General features: G+C 65.8%; 17 protein-coding genes. 13 read left to right on the top strand and 4 right to left on the bottom strand.

The features are described from left to right. Window positions 1-101 precede the first annotated feature (101 nt). The 4 genes from J6525_RS28935 (at window position 102) to J6525_RS28920 (ending at window position 4,251) form a co-directional block, all read left to right on the top strand. Window positions 102-1,832 carry a L,D-transpeptidase gene (locus tag J6525_RS28935; protein WP_225647193.1) on the top strand — a complete coding sequence of 577 codons (1,731 nt, stop codon included), beginning with the start codon at window positions 102-104 and terminating at the stop codon, window positions 1,830-1,832. 101 nt (window positions 1,833-1,933) lie between these two features. Next, window positions 1,934-2,503, top strand: a complete 570-nt coding sequence (locus tag J6525_RS28930) for a glutathione peroxidase (RefSeq protein ID WP_225647192.1) — start codon at window positions 1,934-1,936, stop codon at window positions 2,501-2,503. 171 nt (window positions 2,504-2,674) lie between these two features. Next, window positions 2,675-3,676 carry a polysaccharide deacetylase family protein gene (locus tag J6525_RS28925; RefSeq protein ID WP_225647191.1) on the top strand — a complete coding sequence of 334 codons (1,002 nt, stop codon included), beginning with the start codon at window positions 2,675-2,677 and terminating at the stop codon, window positions 3,674-3,676. Window positions 3,677-3,693: 17 nt separating this feature from the next. Next, the gene (locus J6525_RS28920; protein WP_225647190.1) at window positions 3,694-4,251 is read left to right on the top strand and encodes a dihydrofolate reductase family protein; all 558 of its coding nucleotides are present in this window, start codon (window positions 3,694-3,696) and stop codon (window positions 4,249-4,251) included. A gap of 106 nt (window positions 4,252-4,357) precedes the next feature. Here the strand turns inward: J6525_RS28920 and J6525_RS28915 are convergent, their stop codons facing one another. Further along, complete coding sequence (locus J6525_RS28915; RefSeq protein WP_057019907.1) at window positions 4,358-4,810, bottom strand: DoxX family protein; 453 nt, start codon at window positions 4,808-4,810, stop codon at window positions 4,358-4,360. Between the two features lie 156 nt (window positions 4,811-4,966). Continuing rightward, on the bottom strand, window positions 4,967-7,276 hold the full coding sequence (locus J6525_RS28910) for an NADP-dependent malic enzyme (protein WP_225647189.1): 2,310 nt from the start codon (window positions 7,274-7,276) through the stop codon (window positions 4,967-4,969). A gap of 232 nt (window positions 7,277-7,508) precedes the next feature. Between J6525_RS28910 and J6525_RS28905 the strand changes: the two genes are divergently transcribed. Both J6525_RS28905 and J6525_RS28900 read left to right on the top strand, forming a co-directional pair. After that, window positions 7,509-8,885 (top strand): hypothetical protein, encoded by a 1,377-nt coding sequence (locus J6525_RS28905; RefSeq protein WP_225647188.1) that lies wholly within the window; start codon window positions 7,509-7,511, stop codon window positions 8,883-8,885. A 96-nt stretch (window positions 8,886-8,981) separates the two neighbouring features. Further along, window positions 8,982-9,500, top strand: coding sequence for an aq_1923 C-terminal domain (locus tag J6525_RS28900; protein ID WP_225647187.1), 519 nt, complete (start codon window positions 8,982-8,984; stop codon window positions 9,498-9,500). A gap of 177 nt (window positions 9,501-9,677) precedes the next feature. Here J6525_RS28900 and aspS read toward each other — a convergent pair whose 3' ends face one another. Further along, window positions 9,678-11,453, bottom strand: a complete 1,776-nt coding sequence (aspS, locus tag J6525_RS28895; protein ID WP_212057621.1) for an aspartate--tRNA ligase — start codon at window positions 11,451-11,453, stop codon at window positions 9,678-9,680. A gap of 200 nt (window positions 11,454-11,653) precedes the next feature. Here aspS and J6525_RS28890 point away from each other — a divergent pair, with 200 nt between their 5' ends. After that, window positions 11,654-13,126: a protein adenylyltransferase SelO gene (locus tag J6525_RS28890; protein WP_225647186.1), complete on the top strand. Its 1,473-nt coding sequence runs from the start codon at window positions 11,654-11,656 to the stop codon at window positions 13,124-13,126. Between the two features lie 109 nt (window positions 13,127-13,235). On the opposite strand, the gene J6525_RS28885 is transcribed toward J6525_RS28890, so the two are convergent. After that, window positions 13,236-14,225, bottom strand: a complete 990-nt coding sequence (locus tag J6525_RS28885; RefSeq protein WP_225647185.1) for a zinc-dependent alcohol dehydrogenase family protein — start codon at window positions 14,223-14,225, stop codon at window positions 13,236-13,238. A 101-nt stretch (window positions 14,226-14,326) separates the two neighbouring features. Here J6525_RS28885 and J6525_RS28880 point away from each other — a divergent pair, with 101 nt between their 5' ends. The 6 genes from J6525_RS28880 to J6525_RS28855 all read left to right on the top strand — a co-directional run bounded on the left by J6525_RS28880 (window position 14,327) and on the right by J6525_RS28855 (window position 19,663). Continuing rightward, on the top strand, window positions 14,327-15,226 hold the full coding sequence (locus J6525_RS28880; RefSeq protein ID WP_225647184.1) for a LysR family transcriptional regulator: 900 nt from the start codon (window positions 14,327-14,329) through the stop codon (window positions 15,224-15,226). Between the two features lie 117 nt (window positions 15,227-15,343). Continuing rightward, on the top strand, window positions 15,344-15,547 hold the full coding sequence (locus tag J6525_RS28875; RefSeq protein ID WP_038377181.1) for a hypothetical protein: 204 nt from the start codon (window positions 15,344-15,346) through the stop codon (window positions 15,545-15,547). A gap of 36 nt (window positions 15,548-15,583) precedes the next feature. Further along, window positions 15,584-16,078: a YciE/YciF ferroxidase family protein gene (locus J6525_RS28870; protein ID WP_028344824.1), complete on the top strand. Its 495-nt coding sequence runs from the start codon at window positions 15,584-15,586 to the stop codon at window positions 16,076-16,078. Window positions 16,079-16,358: 280 nt separating this feature from the next. Further along, window positions 16,359-16,880 (top strand): OsmC family protein, encoded by a 522-nt coding sequence (locus J6525_RS28865; RefSeq protein WP_225647183.1) that lies wholly within the window; start codon window positions 16,359-16,361, stop codon window positions 16,878-16,880. Window positions 16,881-17,214: 334 nt separating this feature from the next. Continuing rightward, window positions 17,215-18,438 carry a chromate efflux transporter gene (chrA, locus tag J6525_RS28860; protein ID WP_225647182.1) on the top strand — a complete coding sequence of 408 codons (1,224 nt, stop codon included), beginning with the start codon at window positions 17,215-17,217 and terminating at the stop codon, window positions 18,436-18,438. Between the two features lie 70 nt (window positions 18,439-18,508). Then, window positions 18,509-19,663, top strand: coding sequence for an acyltransferase family protein (locus tag J6525_RS28855; RefSeq protein WP_225647181.1), 1,155 nt, complete (start codon window positions 18,509-18,511; stop codon window positions 19,661-19,663). The last annotated feature ends 22 nt before the right edge of the window (window positions 19,664-19,685 follow it).

Raw genomic sequence — 19,685 nt, 5'->3', positions numbered from 1 at the left:
GTCGAAAATACCGCCCTCACGGAAGGGTTAGATCGCTTGCGCTGGTGAACGCGTTGTGCGTCTGCGACAACCAACAGGTAGTTTGGACTGGGATTCGGAATATGCGCGCAGGTGGACGGCGGATTTCGGTTTTTGACTTCGCGAATGAGCGGTTCTGGCAGCTGGCAATTCTGACGACCGCCGGCACCGTCGCCGCCTCCACGCAGGCCGATGCAGCGCTCTATTACTGGAACCGCGACTCCGCCTTCTACGGCGACTACGAGCCGATGCCGCAGCCGCACCGGCAGAAGCCGAAGCGCAACACAGCCAAGAAGAATCCGGCGATCGAGAAGGAGGCCGGCAGCAAGCCGCAAGGTCCCCTGATCATCTCGGTCTCGATCGACCAGCAGCGGGTCAGCCTCTACGACGCCAACGGCCTCTATGCCGAGAGCCCGGTGTCGACCGGCATGAAGGGGCATTCGACCCCGATGGGTGTCTTCAGCGTCATCCAGAAGCAGAAGTACCATCAGTCCAACATCTACAGCGGCGCGCCGATGCCGTATATGCAGCGCATCACCTGGTCGGGCATCGCCATGCATGCCGGCGTGCTGCCCGGCTATCCGGCGTCCCACGGCTGCATCCGCATGCCGATGTCGTTCGCGGTCAAGATGTACAATTGGACGCGGATGGGCGCCCGCGTCTTCGTCACGCCGGGCACGATCTCGCCAGAAAGTTTCTCGCACCCGCTGCTGGTCACGCAAAAGGTGGCGCCGCAGCAGCCGGTCGCCGACGACATTCTGAAGATGGATGCGCCGCTCGGCGTGAAGAGCGACAAGGGCGCCGACAAGCAGTCCAGTCTCGATTTGCGCAGCAGCGTCGGCCATGCCGCCGCGTCGCTGCGCGACAACACCCACACCGCCGACGCCAGCAGCGCGATGCCGGCAGCGAGTGCGTCAGTGACAATGTCCGATGCGTCCTCTTCCACGGCGCGCGACGCCATCGCGGAGAAGATCGCAGCGGACAAGTCCGAGACCGTGAAGCCCGAGACGGCCGCCGCCGACAAGCCGGCCGAGACCAATTCCGCCGGCCACGACAGCAACGCGACCACAGATGACAAGACGGTCGGCGAAACCACCGCCAGCACCGACACGCCAAGGAGCGAGGTCTCCGCAAGCGATCCGGTGAAGGCGGAAGCCAAGGCCGACGAGCCGAAGGCGGACGCCGCCAAGCCCGGTGTTGCCGAGGCGCCCAAGATCGATGCACCGAAGACCGACGCACCGAAGGCCGATGCATCGAAGGCCGCTGACAAGCCCGCCGAGGCAGCGACCGCAGCTGATGCGCCCGACGCCAAGAAGGACCCGGCGCGGCTGCCGGGCACCGCCAGGATCGACGTGCCGAAGCGCGCCGGCCAGATTGCGGTGTTCATCAGCCGCAAGGATTCCAAGCTCTACGTGCGGCAGAATTTTGCACCGCTGTTCGAGGTGCCGGTGACGATCGCGGCAGGCGACCGGCCGCTCGGCACCCATGTGTTCACCGCACAAGCCGACAAGACCGATACGAACCTGCTGCGCTGGTCGGTGGTGACGCTGCCGACCCGCAACGTCGCCCGCATCGACGTCGAGGAGCGTGCCTCGCATCGCCGCAAGGTCGCGGCCGCGGCGGTGGCCGAGGCCAAGCCGCAGCCGGCGACCAACACCCCGGCCGAGGCGCTCGACCGCATCTCGATTCCGGCCGACGTGATGGCGCGGATCAGCGAAGCGCTCGGCACCGGCGGATCGATCATCGTCTCCGACCTCGGTGTGAACCAGGGCGAGACCGGCGAAGGCACTGACTTCATCCTGCCGCTGCGTTGAGGCGATCCGGCGACCCGCTTCCGGCAATAACGCCTTCTTGAAAGCCTGCGCGTCCCCTCCGGATTATGATCCCGACGAACATCTGTTCCGGGGACGAGACCATGATGGACCGCAGGACACTGATCGTGACCGCGATCGCCGCAGCCGCGGCATCCCGCCCGCTTCGTGCCGAGCAGCCCGCGATGAGCCGGATCACCGCCTACGCCTTCTCATTTCCGGCACTCGGCGGCGGCGATATCAGACTTGCCGACTATGCCGGCCGTCCGCTGATGATCGTGAACACGGCCTCGCTCTGTGGCTTCACGCCGCAATATGCCGGCCTGCAGCAACTCTGGACCGAATTCCGCGATCGCGGCTTCGTCATCATTGGCGTCCCCTCCAATGACTTCGGCGGCCAGGAGCCCGGCGGCCCAACCGAGATCGCCGAGACCGCTCAGCATCAATACGGCGTCACCTTCCCGATCGCGGCGAAAGCGATCATCCGCGGAACGAGCGCGCATCCGTTCTACCGCTGGGCGGCGGAGGCTCGGCCGAAGGACGTGCCGCGCTGGAATTTTCACAAATACCTGATCGGCCGCGACGGCTACATCGCCGACGTTTTCGCTGAGTCGGTTGCGCCCGACGACACGCGCATCAAGACCGGGATCGCACGGGCATTGGCGGCCGCCTGAGATATGACGATAATCCCCGGAATTAACTGATCCGGCGAGGATTTTGGACACGCGCTCGCCACGTTCATTGCCTTGGCGTCGCCACTGCGACTAGGGTACGATCGGTTGGGGGCGAAGCGACCCGGTCACGGCAATGCCGGCGCCGGGAGCGCGAGCAGCAGGGAACACGCCATGCGCATTGCGACAGGTCTGATTTTTGCGGGGACCGTATCGTTGCTCGCGTCGAGCGCAGCTTGGTCGCAGACGTCACCCCCCAAGGGCGCCGCTGCGGCACCGGCAGCACCAGCGGCCGCGGCTTCCGCGCCCGCCGCCGCAGCACCGGCCCCGGCAACCGCAACCGCAGCCCCGGTTCCGCCGAAGCAACCGCCGCAGCCGGCGCGCGCCGCCTGCAACAATCCGAACGCCCTCGGCGTCGGCCGCACGGTCGAGATCGATACCACCGGCGGTCCGGGCTTCGGCTTCGAGCATTTCAAGCAGCTCGACTTCCTGCGCGACCATGAGGTGGTGCTGACCTTCGACGACGGCCCGTGGCCGGGCAACACGCCGGCAGTGCTGAAGGCGCTCGCGGATGAATGCACCACGGGCATCTTCTTCCCGATTGGCAAGCACGCGACCTATCACCCTGAAATCCTGCGGCAGGTCTATGCCGCCGGCCACACGGTCGGCGCCCACACCTGGTCGCACGCCAATCTGAATAACAAGAAGCTGACCGAGGATCAGAAGAAGGACGAGATCGAGCGCGGCTACGCCGCGGTCAAGTGGGCGCTCGAGACTTCACCCTCGCCGTTCTTCCGCTTCCCGGCGCTGCAGCATCCGCCGGAGATGGTGACCTATCTCGGCAACCGCAACATCGCGATCTTCTCCTGCGACCTCGACTCCTTCGACTTCAAGGCGAGCAAGCCGCAGCAGGTGATCGACACCGTGATGAAGAAGCTGAACAAGCTCGGCAAGGGCATCATCCTCATGCACGACTTCCAGAAGCACACCGCGGAAGCGCTGCCCACGCTGCTGACGCAGCTCAAGGCCGGCGGCTACAAGGTGGTCGCGATGCGCGCCAAGTTCCCGGTGACAGTGCTGCCGCAATACGAGCAGGAGCTCGCCAAGGACGTCAAGCTGCCGACCGTAAGCTCGCGCCCGGTGAACAGCGTCGTCACCACCGTCGATCAGCAATAACGCCGGCGACAATCCTGGTGCCGGCGCTGCGTATCGAAGGCTTCGTCATCGTCTCCGCCGATGGCCGGCTGGCGAATGCGCGGAACGTAATGCCCGACGACCTCAAGATCGAGGGCGACAAGCGGTTCTTCACCGCGGCCCTCGACCGCGCCGACCTCGTCGTGCATGGTCGTCACTCCCAGGAAGAGCAGCCGAACGCGCCGAAGCGGCGGCGCCTGATCCTGACCAGCAAGGTTGCGGCGACCGCGCCCGCCCCCGACAATCCGAAGGCGCTGTTGTGGAATCCCGCCGGCTGCCCGTTCGAGACCGCGAGCCGCGAGGCCGGCGTGACCTCGGGCACGGTCGCGATCATCGGCGGCCCGGGCGTGTTCGGCATGTTCATGGACCGCTACGACACGTTCTGGCTCTCGGTCGCGCCGAACGTGCGCATCCCCGACGGCGAGCCGTGCTTTCCCGGCGTCCCTGCCTGCACCCCGCAGCAGGTGCTCTCAGCGCACGGCCTACACGCCGGCGCGCCGGAACTGATCGATGCCGCGCATGATGTCAGCGTGACGCCGTGGCGGCGCGTGGGTTGAAAGCGGCAATGCCCGTAGGATGGGTAGAGCGAAGCGAAACCCATCGATTGCTCGGCACAAAGATGATGGGTTTCGCTGCGCTCTACCCATCCTACGCCGTATTGTCCTACACGTCGCCATAGGCCGGGTCGTCGCGGCGCGGGCCGCGGCCGTAGCCGGCGATGATGAACAGCGCGCCGATCAGCGACAGGTTCTTCAGCGCATCGATCAGCGTCCTGAGGTTGTCGGGCGCCGGCTGATTCCAGAAGTCATGGAAGTAGAAGGTGGCGAAGCACACGAAAATGATCAGGAGAATCGCGAAGAACCGCGCCAGCACGTTCACCGCGATCATCAGCCCCGCGACGATCTCGAAGCCGCCGATCGTGACCGCCAGCAGCTGCATGAACGGCATGCCGACGGCGGTTTCGATCTGCTGCGTATAGGGCGCGACCACGGCCGGGATCGTCACCTTCGCCGCCAGCAGATCCGCCGTCGCCTGGATGCCGAACAGCTTGCTCGCTCCCGAATAGAGGAACAGCACGGCGAACAGGATCCGCCCGAAGGTGATGAACGCTGGCATGGGTCGGCCTCACTGGATGGCAGAAATCGGACGAAACAGGCGAAGCGATTATGGTCGCTCCACCTGCCTCGATCAAATCGAATCCATCTCGGTTCAAACACGATGCGGAAAACCGCGCTGCGGTTTTCCGAACATAACGTGCTCAAACAACGGCCGTCAGCCGAACAGCGTCGGTTGCGCGCGGCCGGCGCGTTCCTGGGCTTCGACGGCGGCCACCGCCGTCATGTTGAGGATGCCGCGCGCCGTCACGCCGGGGGTGAGGATGTGCGCCGGGCGCGCCGGACCGATCAGGATCGGTCCCACCGGCAACGCGTTGGCCAGCGATTTGATCATTTGATAGGCGATGTTGGCGGCATCGAGGTTCGGCATGATCAGGATGTTGGCCTCGCCTTCCAGCCGCGACTGCGGCAGCACCAGGCGCCGCGCCGCCGCCGACAGCGCAGTGTCGCCCTGCATCTCGCCATCGGCCTCGATCTCCGGATGCTTGTCCTTCAGGAGCTGGGTCGCCCGCCGCATCTTGCGCGAGGAATCCGTGTCATAGCTGCCGAAGTCGGAGTGTGACACGAAGGCGACCCTCGGCTTGAAGGCGAAGCGCTGGACGTGGATCGCCGCGAGCGATGCCACCTCGGCGAGTTCCTCCGCGCTCGGGTTCGGCCGCACCTGGGTATCGGCCAGGAAATGGGCGCCCGTGGAGGTGATCATCAGCGCCAGCGCGGCATAGTCGCTGACCCCTGGCAGGAAGCCGATGATCTCGCGGACATGGCGCAGATGGCTCATATAGCGGCCCTCAACGCCGCACAGCATCGCGTCAGCCTCGCCGCGCGACACCGCAAGCGCCGCGATCACGGTATTGTTGGTGCGGACCACGGTGCGCGCGGCCTCCGGCGTCACGCCGCGCCGGCCGGCGACGTCGATATAGGACTGCACATAGGAACGGTAGCGCGGATCATCCTCTGGATTGATCAGGTCGAAATCGCGGCCTGCCTTGATCGACAGGCCGAAGCGCTTGATCCTGGTCTCGACCACCGACGGCCGGCCGACCAGGATCGGCCGCGCCAGCTTTTCCTCGAGCACCACCTGTGTCGCGCGCAGCACGCGCTCGTCCTCGCCTTCGGCGTAGATCACGCGCACCGGCTGGGTCTTCGCCTTGGCGAACACCGGCTTCATGGTGAGGCCGGAGCGGAACGCGAAGCGTTCGAGATTGGCAGCGTATTCGTCGAAATTGGTGATCGGCCGGGTCGCGACGCCGGACTCGATCGCGGCCTTGGCCACCGCCGGCGCGATGCGCAGGATCAAGCGCGGATCGAACGGGCTCGGGATCAGCGAACCGGGGCCGAACCCCTGGGTCTCGCCGCTCTCGAAACCATGGGCCACCGCATCCGACGGCGGATCGCGCGCGAGCTGCGCGATCGCGTCCACCGCGGCATGCTTCATCGCCTCGTTGATCGCGGTGGCGCCGACGTCGAGCGCGCCGCGGAAGATGAAGGGGAAGCAGAGCACGTTGTTGACCTGGTTCGGAAAGTCCGACCGTCCGGTGCAGATCATCGCGTCGGGACGCGCCAAACGCGCCTCATCCGGCATGATCTCCGGCACCGGATTGGCAAGCGCCATCACCAGTGGCTTGTCGCCCATCTGCTTGACCATTTCGGGCTTGAGCACACCCGGCGCCGACAGGCCGATGAAGATGTCCGCGCCCGGAATGACGTCGGCGAGCACGCGTGCGTCGGTCTTCTGGGTATAGACCGCCTTCCAGCGATCCATCGTGGTGTTGCGGCCCTCATAGACCACACCGTCGATGTCGCAGACCCAGATGTTTTTGCGCTGCGCCCCCATCGAGACCAGCAGATTGAGGGTTGCGATCGCGGCGGCGCCGGCGCCCGAGCAGACGATCTTCACGTCAGACAGTTGCTTGCCGTTCAACAACAGCCCGTTGACGATCGCGGCGGCGACGATGATGGCGGTGCCGTGCTGGTCGTCGTGGAAGACCGGGATCTTCATGCGCTCCTTGAGCTGCGCCTCGATCTCGAAGCACTCAGGTCCCCGGATGTCTTCGAGATTGATGCCGCCGAAGGTCGGCTCCAGCGCGGCGACGGTCTCGACCACGCGCTCGATCGTGTCGGCCTTGATCTCGATGTCGAACACGTCGATGCCGGCGAATTTCTTGAATAGCACCGCCTTGCCTTCCATGACGGGCTTGGAGGCCAGCGGGCCGATGTTGCCGAGCCCGAGCACCGCGGTGCCGTTCGAGACCACGGCGACCAGATTGGCGCGGGCGGTGAGCGAGGCTGCCTCGGCCGGGTTCTTGGCGATCTCGGTGCAGGCGGCGGCCACGCCCGGCGAATAGGCCAGCGCCAGGTCACGCTGGTTGGCAAGCGGCTTGATCGCCTGGATCTCGAGCTTGCCCGGCCGCGGCAGCCGGTGGTAGGCGAGCGCCGCGTTGTGGAGTTCTTCAGACGATGACGACATGCGTGCTCCCCGCGTTTCCGGCCCAAATTTCTTGTTTCTGTGCTAATCCAGGCAAAAGTCAGTTGTCCGGCAAATCGAGCCGGATGTGAAGCATGTCCAACCACTTGGATGCAACATCCGATAATGTACCCGTCAACAGGCCCGGGCCGGCCGTTCATCGACGCCTGCCCCTCTCCGCGCCATTCGGCCGGGATTGGCAATTTTTTTCCCTTGATGATCCGGAGTTGACCGAATGAAGAAAATTCTGCTCGGCCTGATCGCCGTGGTTGTGATCGCGGCCGCCGGCTTCTTCGGTTTCGACTTTTACGCCCAGCGCCGGGTCACGCGCGACGTCGAGGCCGCCTTCGAGCAGGTCCGTGCCACCGGCGCCAAGGCGAGCCACGGCAAGATCACGTTCGACGTCAAGAGCCGCACCCTGACGATCGCGGACGTCGCCACCGAGTCGGGGACGCAATCCCCGGTCAGCGTCAAGATTGCCAGTCTCACGATGACCGGCCTCGGTCAAACCGACGCGGCACGGGTCTCCGCCGGCAATGTCGAGTTCAGCGATGTCGAGATCGGCGTCGCAGGACCTACCCCGACGATCACCTCACTGACCTACAAGGCGCCGCGGATCACTGTGAAGGATTATTCCGGCCCCGCCAGCCTGCCCCAGCTTCCGGCGTCGTCGTCGATCTTCGAGCTGTACCGGTCCGCGTTCGGACTGCTCGCGAGCATCAACGCATCATCGGTCGCTGCGCCCAGCCTGACCGGAACGATGACCTTCAGCGCCGCCGCAAAAGCCGGCGACGGCGCCGGCGGCGAATTCGCCTATTCGGGCATCGCCATCGAAAACATGAAGGACGGAAAAATCGCGTCCAGCAAAACCGACAAGGTTGTGTTCACGATCAACCAGCAGGCGGCCGGCAAGCCGATCAAAATGACCGGCGAGCTCGCCAACATCGCCGCGACCGATATCGACGTCGGCGCGATGGCGGCGATATTCGATCCAGGCAAGGCCAACGATGACAGGGAGTATCGGGTCCAGGGACACGTTTCGGCCGGTCCTTATGTCATTACCGCCGCGCCCGGTGTGAACATGCGGATCGAGGGAGTGACCGTCGACGACACCAGGATCAATCCGTCACGGATGCAACTGCCGGCGCTGCTGGCAATGATCCCGCCGCAAGGGAGTCCGCCGCCGTCTGCCGCCCAGGCACGCGAACTGCTGGACAAGATCGCCGGCCTCTATTCGGGCATCGGAATTGCAAATGCCGAGATGCATGGGCTCTCGGTCGAGACGCCGCAGGGCCCACTCAAGCTCGCCTCGATGCGGTTCAACTTCGAACACGGCAAGATCGGCGAGCTTGCGGTCGAGGGACTCGATACCCGTGCGCCGAACGGTCCCATCAAGGTCGGACGCTTTGCGCTGAAGTCGCTCGACGTCGCCAGCTTCATGCGGCTCTCGGCGCAGTTCGCCGCGCAGAAGCCGTCGGCCGAACAGGCGCTGGCGCTATTCCCGCTGATCGAAGGCGTCGAGATCAAGGGCGTCGCATCGCCCTACAAGGCCACCGGCAAGCCGGTCAACATCGACGTCCTCAGCCTCGACTGGGGTCAGTTCGTCGGATAGATCCCGAGCAAGCTGCGGCTGACCGCGAAGCTGGCGGCGCCGCTCGATGCGGCCGATCCGCGGCAGCAACCGCTCGTCGCCGCCGGGATCGACCGAATGGCGGTCGACGCCGATCTCGGCGCCGTCTGGACCGAGACCTCACGCGCGTTCGCGCTCGAGCCGGTCAAGCTCGACATGGCGGGCCTGCTGAGCGCGTCGGCGAAGGTCACGCTCGGCAACGTGCCGCGTGAGGCATTCTCGACCAGCGCCGCGGAAGCCATGGGCGCGGCCGCGCAGATCGAAACCGGCACGATCGAGCTCACGGTCCATGACCTGGGCGTCATCGATCTTGCGGTCGCTCAATTTGCGCGCACCCGGAACGTCAGCCGCGACGAGGCGCGCAAGGTCATCCTCGACGCCATCAAGGCGCAAGGCGGCGAGATCGGCGGGGGTAGTCCCGACGCCACCGCGCTCGTCACCGCGATCGGCCAGTTCATCGAGACGCCGGGACAGACGCTGGTCATCAAGCTCACTCCGCGCGCGAAGGCGCCGGCGCTTCAGCTGATGCAGCTCCTCAAGACAGATCCGCAATCGGCGCTGGCGCAGTTCCGGATCGAGGCCTCGACGGGGTTGTGATTGCTGGGCCCTTACCTGCTTTTCCCTCTCCCCGTTCTTACGGGGAGAGGGTCAGGGTGAGGGGCTGCTTCTGCAAAATTGCTGTCGAACGGACTCGCGGAGGCTCCCCCTCACCCGGATTGCATCTAACGATGCAATCCGACCTCTCCCCGCAGGCGGGGCGAGGTGAAGGCCCGCCTAACCCTTCGCCGGCAGGTTGGTGCGGATGTGCAGCTCCTTGAGCTGCTTCGGCGTTGCTTCCGACGGCGCGCCCATCAGCAAGTCCATGGCCTGCTGGTTCATCGGGAACAGCGAGATCTCGCGCAGATTGTTGGTGCCGCAGAGCAGCATCACGATGCGGTCGAGGCCGGCCGCCATGCCGCCATGCGGTGGGGCGCCGTACTGGAACGCACGGTACATGCCGCCGAAGCGGTCGATGACCTCCTGCTCGCCATAGCCTGCGATCTCGAACGCCTTCACCATCGCTTCCGGCTTGTGGTTGCGGATGCCGCCGGAGGCGATCTCGTAGCCGTTGCAGGCGATGTCGTACTGGAACGCCTTGATCGTCAGCGGGTCCTGCGACGTCAGCGCGTCGAGGCCGCCCTGCGGCATCGAGAACGGGTTGTGCGAGAAGTCGACCTTCTTGTTCTCCTCGTCATACTCGTACATCGGGAAGTCGACGATCCAGGCGAGCTCGAACCGGTCCTTGTCGATCAGGTTCAATTCCTCGCCGAGCTTGGTGCGCGCGAGACCCGCAAACTTCCAGAATTTCTCGGGATCGCCGGCGACGAAGAACGCCGCATCGCCTTCCTTGAGGCCGAGCTGGTCGCGGATCGCAGCGGTGCGCTCGGGGCCGATGTTGTTCGCCAAGGGGCCTGCGCCCTCACCGCCCTCGCGCCACATGATGTAGCCGAGGCCGGGCTGGCCTTCGCCCTGCGCCCACGAGTTCATGCGGTCGCAGAACGCGCGGCTGCCGCCGCCGGTACCCGGGATCGCCCAGACCTGGTTCTTCGGGTCTTCGAGCATGCGCGCGAACACCTTGAAGCCGGAGCCGCGGAAATGCTCGGAGACTTCCTGCATCACGATCTTGTTGCGCAAATCGGGCTTGTCGGAACCGTATTTGCGCACGGCTTCCGCGAACGGAATCCGCGGCCAGTTCTTCGTGACCGGCTTGCCCTTGGCAAAGTCCTCGAACACGCCGGTGATGACAGGCTCCATCGCCGCGAACACGTCGTCCTGGGTGACGAAGCTCATCTCGACGTCGAGCTGATAGAACTCGCCCGGCAGGCGGTCGGCGCGCGGGTCCTCGTCGCGGAAGCACGGCGCGATCTGGAAGTAGCGGTCGAAGCCCGACATCATTAGCAGCTGCTTGTACTGCTGCGGCGCCTGCGGCAGCGCGTAGAACTTGCCGGGATGGATGCGCGACGGCACCAGGAAGTCGCGCGCGCCTTCCGGCGAGGATGCCGTCAGGATCGGGGTCTGGAATTCGAAGAAGCCCTGCTCCTTCATCCGCTTGCGCATGGAATCGACCACCGCGCCGCGGGTCATGATGTTCTGGTGCAGCTTCTCGCGACGCAGGTCGAGGAAGCGGTATTTCAGCCTGATATCTTCAGGATATTCCTGCTCGCCGAACACCGGCAGCGGCAGCTCGGCCGCCGGGCCCAGCACCTCGATCTCCTTGATGTAGATCTCGACCATGCCGGTCGGCAGTTCCGGATTGTCGGTGCCGGCGGGACGGCGGCGCACCTTGCCGTCGATCCGCACCACCCACTCGGAGCGGAACTTCTCGACCTCGGCGAACGCCGGCGAGTCCGGATCGGCCACGCATTGGGTGATGCCGTAATGGTCGCGCAGATCGACGAACAGCACGCCGCCATGGTCGCGGACCCGGTGAACCCAACCCGAAAGCCGGACCGTCTGGTCGATATCGCCCTCTCGGAGCGCGCCGCATGTGTGTGACCGGTAGCGATGCATAGTCGTTCCAAAAACTGATGTCGGAGGAGAATCGCGATAGGAAACTTCCTATCCGAAGGCGCAGGGTTTACCCGAGCCCGCTCGGGGCGGCAACCAAGGGAACGCCCGCTTTTGGCCCGAAACCGCAGATTTTGCTGCGATCCGGCGCCAAGTGGGCGCCAATCGTTTGCCTATTCGGCCCGCAGGCCTATCTTCGGGATATGACCATTCATTTCCCGTTCCAGAACACCTATTCGGCGCTGCCGGCGAACTTTTTCGCCCGTGTCGCGCCGACCCCGGTCGCCGCCCCCCGGCTGATCAAGCTGAACCGGCCGCTCGCGATCCAGCTCAGGCTGGACCCGGACCTGCTGTCGACGCCCGAAGGCGCCGAAATCCTTGCCGGAAAGCGGCTGCCTGACGGCGCCGATCCGATCGCCATGGCCTATGCCGGCCATCAATTCGGGCACTTTGTTCCCCAGCTCGGCGACGGCCGCGCCATCCTGCTCGGCGAGGTCATCGACAAGGACGGCGTCCGCCGCGACATCCAACTCAAGGGATCCGGCCCGACCCCGTTCTCCCGCCGCGGCGACGGCCGAGCTGCGCTCGGTCCGGTCTTGCGCGAATACATCGTCAGCGAGGCGATGTTCGCTTTGGGCATCCCGACCACCCGCTCGCTCGCCGCCGTCGTCACCGGCGAGCCCGTGATGCGCGAGACCGCGCTGCCCGGCGCGGTGCTGACCCGCGTCGCCGCGAGCCACATCCGCGTCGGCACCTTCCAGTTCTTCGCCGCCCGCGGCGACACCGACGGCGTGCGCGCGCTCGCCGACCATGTCATCGCCAGGCACTATCCCGAGCTGAAGGACGCCACCCAGCCCTATCACGCCCTGCTCGCCGGCGTGGTGGCACGGCAGGCCGCGCTGGTCGCGCGCTGGCTCCTTGTCGGCTTCATCCACGGCGTGATGAACACCGACAACACCTCGATCTCGGGCGAGACCATCGATTACGGTCCCTGTGCCTTCCTCGATGCCTACAATCCGGCTCAGGTATTCTCATCGATCGACGAGATGGGCCGCTACGCCTATGCCAACCAGCCGCGCATCGCGCTGTGGAATCTGACCCGGCTCGCCGAATGCCTGCTGCCGCTGTTCGCAGACGAGCAGGAGAAGGCCATCGAACAGGCGCAAGTGATCCTCGGCGAATTCCCCGAAAAGTTCACCGCGGCCTACAACGCCGGGCTGCGCGCCAAGGTCGGCCTGTTCACCGTGCGCGACGGTGACGAGGCGCTGATCCAGGATCTGCTCGACGCGATGGCCAAGAACGCAGCCGACTTCACGCTGACCTTCCGCCATCTCGGCGAGGCCGCAAGCGATGACGCCGCGGACGCCCGCGCGCAGTTCACCGATCCCGCGGCGTTCGACGAATGGGCCGCCCGCTGGCGCGCCCGCCTCGCGTTGGAGCCGCAAGCGCCGGCCGAGCGCAAGGCCGCGATGCAGGCGGTCAATCCGGCCTTCATCCCGCGCAACCACCGGATCGAGGCGGTGATTGCGGCTGCGGTGAACTCGAATGACTACGCGCCGTTCGAGGAATTGCTGACGGTGCTGGCAAAACCCTTTGAGGACCAGCCGCAGTTCGCGGCCTACGCCGATCCGCCGCTCCCCGAGCAGCGCGTGACGCAGACGTTCTGCGGGACGTGAGGTCTTTCCGCCGTCATTGCGAGGAGCGCAGCGACGAAGCAATCCATACCTCCGTGCATGCGGGCCGATGGATTGCTTCGCTTCGCTCGCAATGACGTTGGTGCGACCCTCACACCGTCACCACGATCTTGCCGAACTGCGTGTTCGACTCCAGGTACCGGTGCGCCTCGACGATCTCCTCGAACGGAAACGTCCTGGCGATGATCGGCTTCAAGGCGCTGTCCGCAAGCCCGTCGAGGATGAACGCCTTCGCCGCGGTAAGCCGCGCGGGATCGCGCACGATCTCGTGCACGAGGTAGCCGCGCAGGGTCAGGCTCTTGCCGAGCACGTTGGCGAGCGGAAACGGCGTCGGCTCAGGACTGAGTCCACCATATTCGATCAGGATGCCGCCGGGTGCCATCGCCGCCGTCAGCGGTACGAAGGCGGGGCCACCGACGGCATCGAGCACCACGCGCACGCCGTTCGGTCCCGCGATCTGCTCCAGCCTTGATTGCAGATCCTGCTCCGCCGACGCGATCACGTGCGCCGCGCCGGCCTCACGCAGCGCCTGCGCCTTGGCCGATGTCCGCGTCACCGCAATCGGGACCGCGCCGATACGGTTGGCGATCTGGATCGCCGCGAGCCCGACGCTGCTCGACGCCGCTGTGATGACGACGAACTCGCCTCGCCCGAGCCTTGCAAGATCGACCAGCGCACCGAACGCGGTGAGATACTGCATCCACACCGCAGCGGCCGTTTCAAAACCGAGCGCGGGCGGATGCTTGACGACAAGCTCCGCCGGAAAGGTCGCCAGCTCGGCATGGGCCGGCCAGCGCACCATCGAGACCGGCGGCACAATGCTCACGGCATCGCCCGGCGCAAATCCTTCGACGCCTTCACCGATCGCCGCAACAATCCCGGCGGCTTCCAGCCCGAGGCCGGACGGCAGCGTCGCGGTCTCGATATAGCTGCCCCGGCGCAGCGAGGCTTCGGCGCGGTTGAGCCCGAGCGCCTTGACGCGGATCTGAACCTCGCCGCGCACTGGCGGCGCAATCGCGATCTCCTCGATACGCAGCACCTCGGGACCACCATGCTGGTGAAAGCGGACGACGCGGGCCATGGGCGAACTCCAAAACAATTGAATGGAATGCCGCTATGCCCGGCGGCGATCGCGGGATAAATCACCCGGTAGCTCCGACAATCGAAACCAGGAGTTTTGAATTGGATCGCCTCAGCAGCATGGCCGTCTTCGTCAGGGCGGTCGATCTCGGCTCGTTCGCGGCCGCCGCCGATGCCCTCGAGATGTCGGCCCCGATGGTCGGCAAGCATGTGCGCTTCCTCGAACAACGGCTCGGCGTCCGCCTGCTCCATCGCACCACGCGGCGGCAGAGCCTGACCGATTCAGGGCAAGCCTATTACGAGCGCTGCCGCATCGTGCTCGGCGAGGCCGAGGCGGCCGACGCGCTCGCCTCCGATCAATCGTCGCAGCCGCACGGGCGGCTGCGGGTGACGATGCCGGCGCTGCTCGGCCGCTACTGCATCGTCCCTACGCTGCTGAAGCTCGCGCAGAAATATCCGGCGCTCGAGCTCGATCTTTCGTTCGGCGATCCGATCGCCGATCTGATGGAGGGCGGTTACGACCTTGCGATCAGGACCGGCGAGCTTAACGAGCAATCCGGCGTGATCGCGCGGCGCATCGCGCGCCAGCGCATGGTGGTGTGCGGCTCGCGCGCCTATCTGAAAGCCCATGGCAGGCCGCGCACGCTCGACGAGCTCGGCCGGCACCAGGCGATCGTCTACCGCCGCTCGGGCCGCGTTCGCCCCTGGCTGTTCCCGCGCGACGGTCTTGCGCCGCACGAGGTCTGGCCGGCCGGGCGGCTCAGGCTCGACGACCTCGAAGCCATCGCGGATGCCGCAGCGCGCGGCATGGGGCTGGCGTGGCTGCCCTCCTGGCTGGTGCGCGAACGCCTCGACACCGGCGCGCTGGTCCGCGTTCTCGGCGATAACGGCGAATTTCCCTACGATTGCCACGCGCTGTGGCTGCCGACGCCGCGATTGCCACTCAAGGTCCGGCTTGCGGTGGATGCGCTCGCGGCCGCGCTGCCGAAGCTCGTGGCGTAGCGCCGCGCCCCTGATTTGTTTGCAACGATTTCGCGCGCGCATCGTTGGCCGGGCAGCGCGGAACGTGCGGCCTCGTCCGATCCAGGTTCCGTGCCGCCGTGATGATGGAGCGCCAGCATGAACCAGCGCGATGACGACCTGAAAACCGCGATCGAGCGCAGCAACCCGAACGGCGTCGAGCCGCCCTTCTCCGAGGACGATCTGCAGCGCCGGCAACTCGGGCCGCGCGGCGTGCCCGGGCAACCGGACCCGGCGAAGATGACGCCACAACGCGCCAAGAAGACGCCGATCGATTCCGGTTCCGGCGGCCACACCGCCTGAACGCCGAAACAGCGAAGAAACAAGAAGGGTTTCACGATGAGGATCACCAGCTTCAAGGACATGTATGTCGCCGAGCTTCAGGAACTCGCAAGCGTCGAGGAGCAGCTCGCCGTGGCGCTGGCGCGGATGGCGGAGATCGCCTCGCATCCGTCGCTCAAGGATGCATTCAGCCGTCATCACCGCGAGACCATCGTGCAGGGCGAGCGGTTGAAATCGCTGCTGCGGATGCATGGCGCCGATCCGCTGGAGCACACCGACCAGGCCATGCAGGCGCTGATCCACGAGACCGCCAAGATGGTCTCGCTGCTGCCCGACGACAATCTGCGCGATGCCGGCCTCGTCGCGTCGGCGCAGAAGCTCGCGCATTACGAGATCGCCGCCTATGGCAGCGCAGCCGCCCTCGCCGGTCAGCTCAATCTGCGCGACGACCAGCGGCTGCTGCACGACAGTCTCGACGAAGAGCGGCACGTCGACACGCTGCTGACGGCGCTCGCCAAGGGTGAGATCAACCAGGACGCCCTCGCCGCGTGACACGGCAGGATGGGTAGCCCGTAGGATGGGTAGAGCGCAGCGAAACCCATCAGCTCATCTCGCGAGCGGCACCACTATGGGTTTCGCGGAGTTCTATCATCGGGCCGCGCCTTGCGCGGCCCCGTTGGCTCTACTCATCCTACGCATCGACGCGCGCGGGAAAAATGCTGCTGAAAATTTCGCGCTTCGCGGAGCTGCTGTCGTTTTTATCCCGCGACTATTGCCCTGCATGAGCCATTCGATCAGCCTCGCATGATCGATGCCATGGGGAAGACGAACGATGAGCTTCAGGTTCAAGCAGGTTTTCGCAGACACCCAGCAGGAGCTCGGCGCCGATCCGGCGCAGGCGCAGGCCGTGTTCCAGGCGACTTCGCAACTCGGCGACGGCGTCAACAGCCGCGTTGCCGTGCGGCAATTCAATGTCAGCGTCGACGAGCCGCCGGCGCTGGGCGGCTTGGACACCGCACCGAACCCGGTCGAGTACATCCTCGCCGCGCTCGGCTCATGCCAGGAGATCACCTATCGGCTCTATGCCGACGCGCTCGGCATTCCTCTCAACGGCGTGTCCGTCAAGCTGTCGGGCGCCATCGATCTGCGCGGCTTCTTCAGCGTCGATCCAGACGTGCGAGCTGGTTTCCAGCAGATCGAGGCCGAGGTCGCCATCGACAGTCCGGCCTCCGCGGCAGACATCACTCGGCTGAAGGAAACCGTCGACCGTCATTGCCCCGTGCTGGACATCCTGCGCAACCCGACCCCGGTGGATCTGAAGCTGCGCACCGGACCGCTTAGCGTGGCCGCCTAACGCGCCATGTGAGCGTTAACTCACTCTCCACCATGCGCCGAGGCCGGCAGCGGTAACCATAAGGCTTAACAGCGCGTCAACGCTCCCCCAACAAGTCTAACTGTTTCTGATGGGGGAGAATGGCCCGTGGACGCATTTGCATTCGAATTTATGGGATTGGCGATGATCGCGCTCTGTCTCGTCGTGCTGGCGATGCCCGCCGCGCGCCGGCCGTCGAAGAACATCCGCTACGAGTGAGAGCCGCGAGAAATAAGGCGCTCAAACGTCATCGAATGGCGATATACTCGCGCTGACAAGTCCTGACCTGGACACAAGTTGCGGGAATTGACGACGCTTGAACAACACCGACGTCCCGCAGCCCGGCACACCGCCCGCCACCGCGAGCTCGACGCATTCGCCGCTGGAGGTGCTGCTCATCTTCTTCAAGCTCGGCGTCAGCTGCTTCGGCGGCCCGATCGCCCATATCGGCTATTTCCGCGACGAGTTCGTCACCCGCAGGCGCTGGCTTGACGAACAGGCCTATGCGGATCTGGTCGCGCTCTGCCAATTCCTGCCGGGCCCTGCGAGCAGCCAGGTCGGCTTTTCGCTCGGCCTGATGCGCGCCGGGTACCTGGGGGCGCTGGCCGCCTGGACCGGATTCACGCTGCCCTCGGCGATCGCGCTCGTGCTGTTTGCCTTCGGCGCCAGCGGATTGAGCGGCCCTGCGGGTAGTGGCCTGGTGCATGGCCTCAAGCTGGTTGCGGTGGCGATCGTCGCCCAGGCCGTCTGGGGCATGGCGCGCTCGCTCTGCCCCGATCGCGAACGCGCCTCGATCGCGACGGTCGCAGCACTCGTCATCCTCGCCAGTTCGTCGTCGATCGCGCAGATCGGCGCTATCGTGCTCGGCGCCATCGCCGGGCTTTGGTTCTGCCGGGCGCAACCGGCCAACGGAGTCACCCATATCGCGATGCCGGTATCGCGCCGCGTTGGCGTCGCAGCGCTGATCCTGTTCGTCGCGCTATTGGTCGGACTGCCGCTGCTGTCGCGGACATGGCCCGGCCTCGGCCTGTTCGAGGCCTTCTACCGCTCGGGCGCGCTGGTGTTCGGCGGCGGCCACGTCGTGCTGCCGCTGCTGCGCGAAGCCGTGGTGACGCCGGGCTGGATCGGCGACGACGCGTTCCTGACCGGCTACGGCGCCGCGCAGGCCGTGCCGGGCCCGCTATTCACCTTTGCCGCCTATCTCGGCGCCGTGATCGGCGGCCTGCCGGGCGCGATCGTCGGCCTCGTCGGCGTCTTCCTGCCGGGACTTCTCGTGCTGCTCGCGGCGCTGCCGTTCTGGGATAGCTTTCGCAAACGGCCGGCGGCGCAGGCCATGATGCGCGGCGTCAACGCCGCCGTCGTCGGCCTTCTGGGGGCCGCGCTCTACAATCCGGTGTGGACCAGCAGCGTCCACCGTCCGCTCGATTTCGGCATCGCGCTGGCCGGCTTCGTCCTGCTCACGGCATGGCGCGCGCCGCCGCTCGTGGTGGTCGTGCTCAGCGCGGCCGGCGGCATCGCCACGGGGCTCCTGCAATCGTGAACGACCGCGCGGTCGTTTCGCCGGGTGGATTAAGAACGCCTTCATGCCTCGCCGCCACGATAGCGGATATATGCCGAGCGCTTCTAAACAACCGGATCCGACCCGGGTTCCCGTGCTGGACCTGCTGCGGCTTGCCGCGGTCGGGGCCGTGATCCTGTATCACTACGGCTTCTGGGGCGTGGCATCGAACGGCGTGCAAAAGGTGGCAATGCCGTACCTCGCCCCGGTCGCGCAATACGGCTTCCTCGGCGTCCCGGTGTTCTTCGCGATCTCTGGCTTCGTCATTGCCTATTCGGCCGAAAGCCGCACGCCGGTCGGTTTCGCAATCGCCCGCTTCAGCCGCATCTATCCGACCTTCGTCATCTGCATGACGCTGACCTTCCTCGCGACGCTGCTGTTGGGCCACGCGTACTTCCACGTGACGTGGGGGCAATGGCTGGCGAACCTCTTTATCGCGGCCCCGATGCTCGGTCAGCCCTACATGGACGACGCCTACTGGTCGCTGGTGATCGAGGTCGTGTTCTACGTCTGGATCGCGCTGTTCCTGGCCTGGGGCATCTTTCCGCGGCGCATCGACACGATCATCGTGGCGTGGATCGCAATCACCTTCGCCAACGAGCTGACCCTCGACGTTCCCCTGTTCGAAAAGCTGTTCATGGCCGACGACAGCGGCTTCTTCGCCGTCGGGCTCCTGATCTATGAGCATTACCGGGGACGGCGCGACACCAGGCTGTACAGCCTGCTGACGCTGGCGATAGGCACGGCGACGTTCCAGGCCGTGCACAAGCTGGAGCGGCTCGGCGTCCACACCCATGGCAGCTTCGATCCCCGCGTCGTGACGCTGATCAGCATCGTCTCGCTCGGCATCGTGTTCGCCGCCACCCGCATCAAGTCGGTGCCGCTGCCGGCCGGCCTCGTCAGGGCCGTCGGCGGCATCACCTATCCGCTCTATCTGCTGCATCTGCAGCTCGGCTACGTCATCCTCCTCCTGATCACACCAACGCCGGACGCGCTGTCGACCGCGCTGGTCGTGACGGGCATGGTGCTGCTGGCATGGCTCGTCTGGCGCTTCCTCGAAGGCCCCGCGCATTATCTCGTCAGGGACAGGCTGACGACGCTGGCCTCGCGGCACGGATGGCCGTCACGCATTCGCGCGAACGAAGCGCGGATCGATCGGGACGACGTTGCCCCGCCAATCGAGGCCAGCAGCATCGCCAACCGCTGATCAGTCCGGCGCACATCGCCGG

Source organism: Bradyrhizobium australafricanum, from assembly GCF_020329495.1.
Classification (GTDB): domain Bacteria; phylum Pseudomonadota; class Alphaproteobacteria; order Rhizobiales; family Xanthobacteraceae; genus Bradyrhizobium; species Bradyrhizobium australafricanum.
Note: the sequence above shows the minus strand (reverse complement) of the source record. Positions and strands in the feature narration are given on the sequence as shown.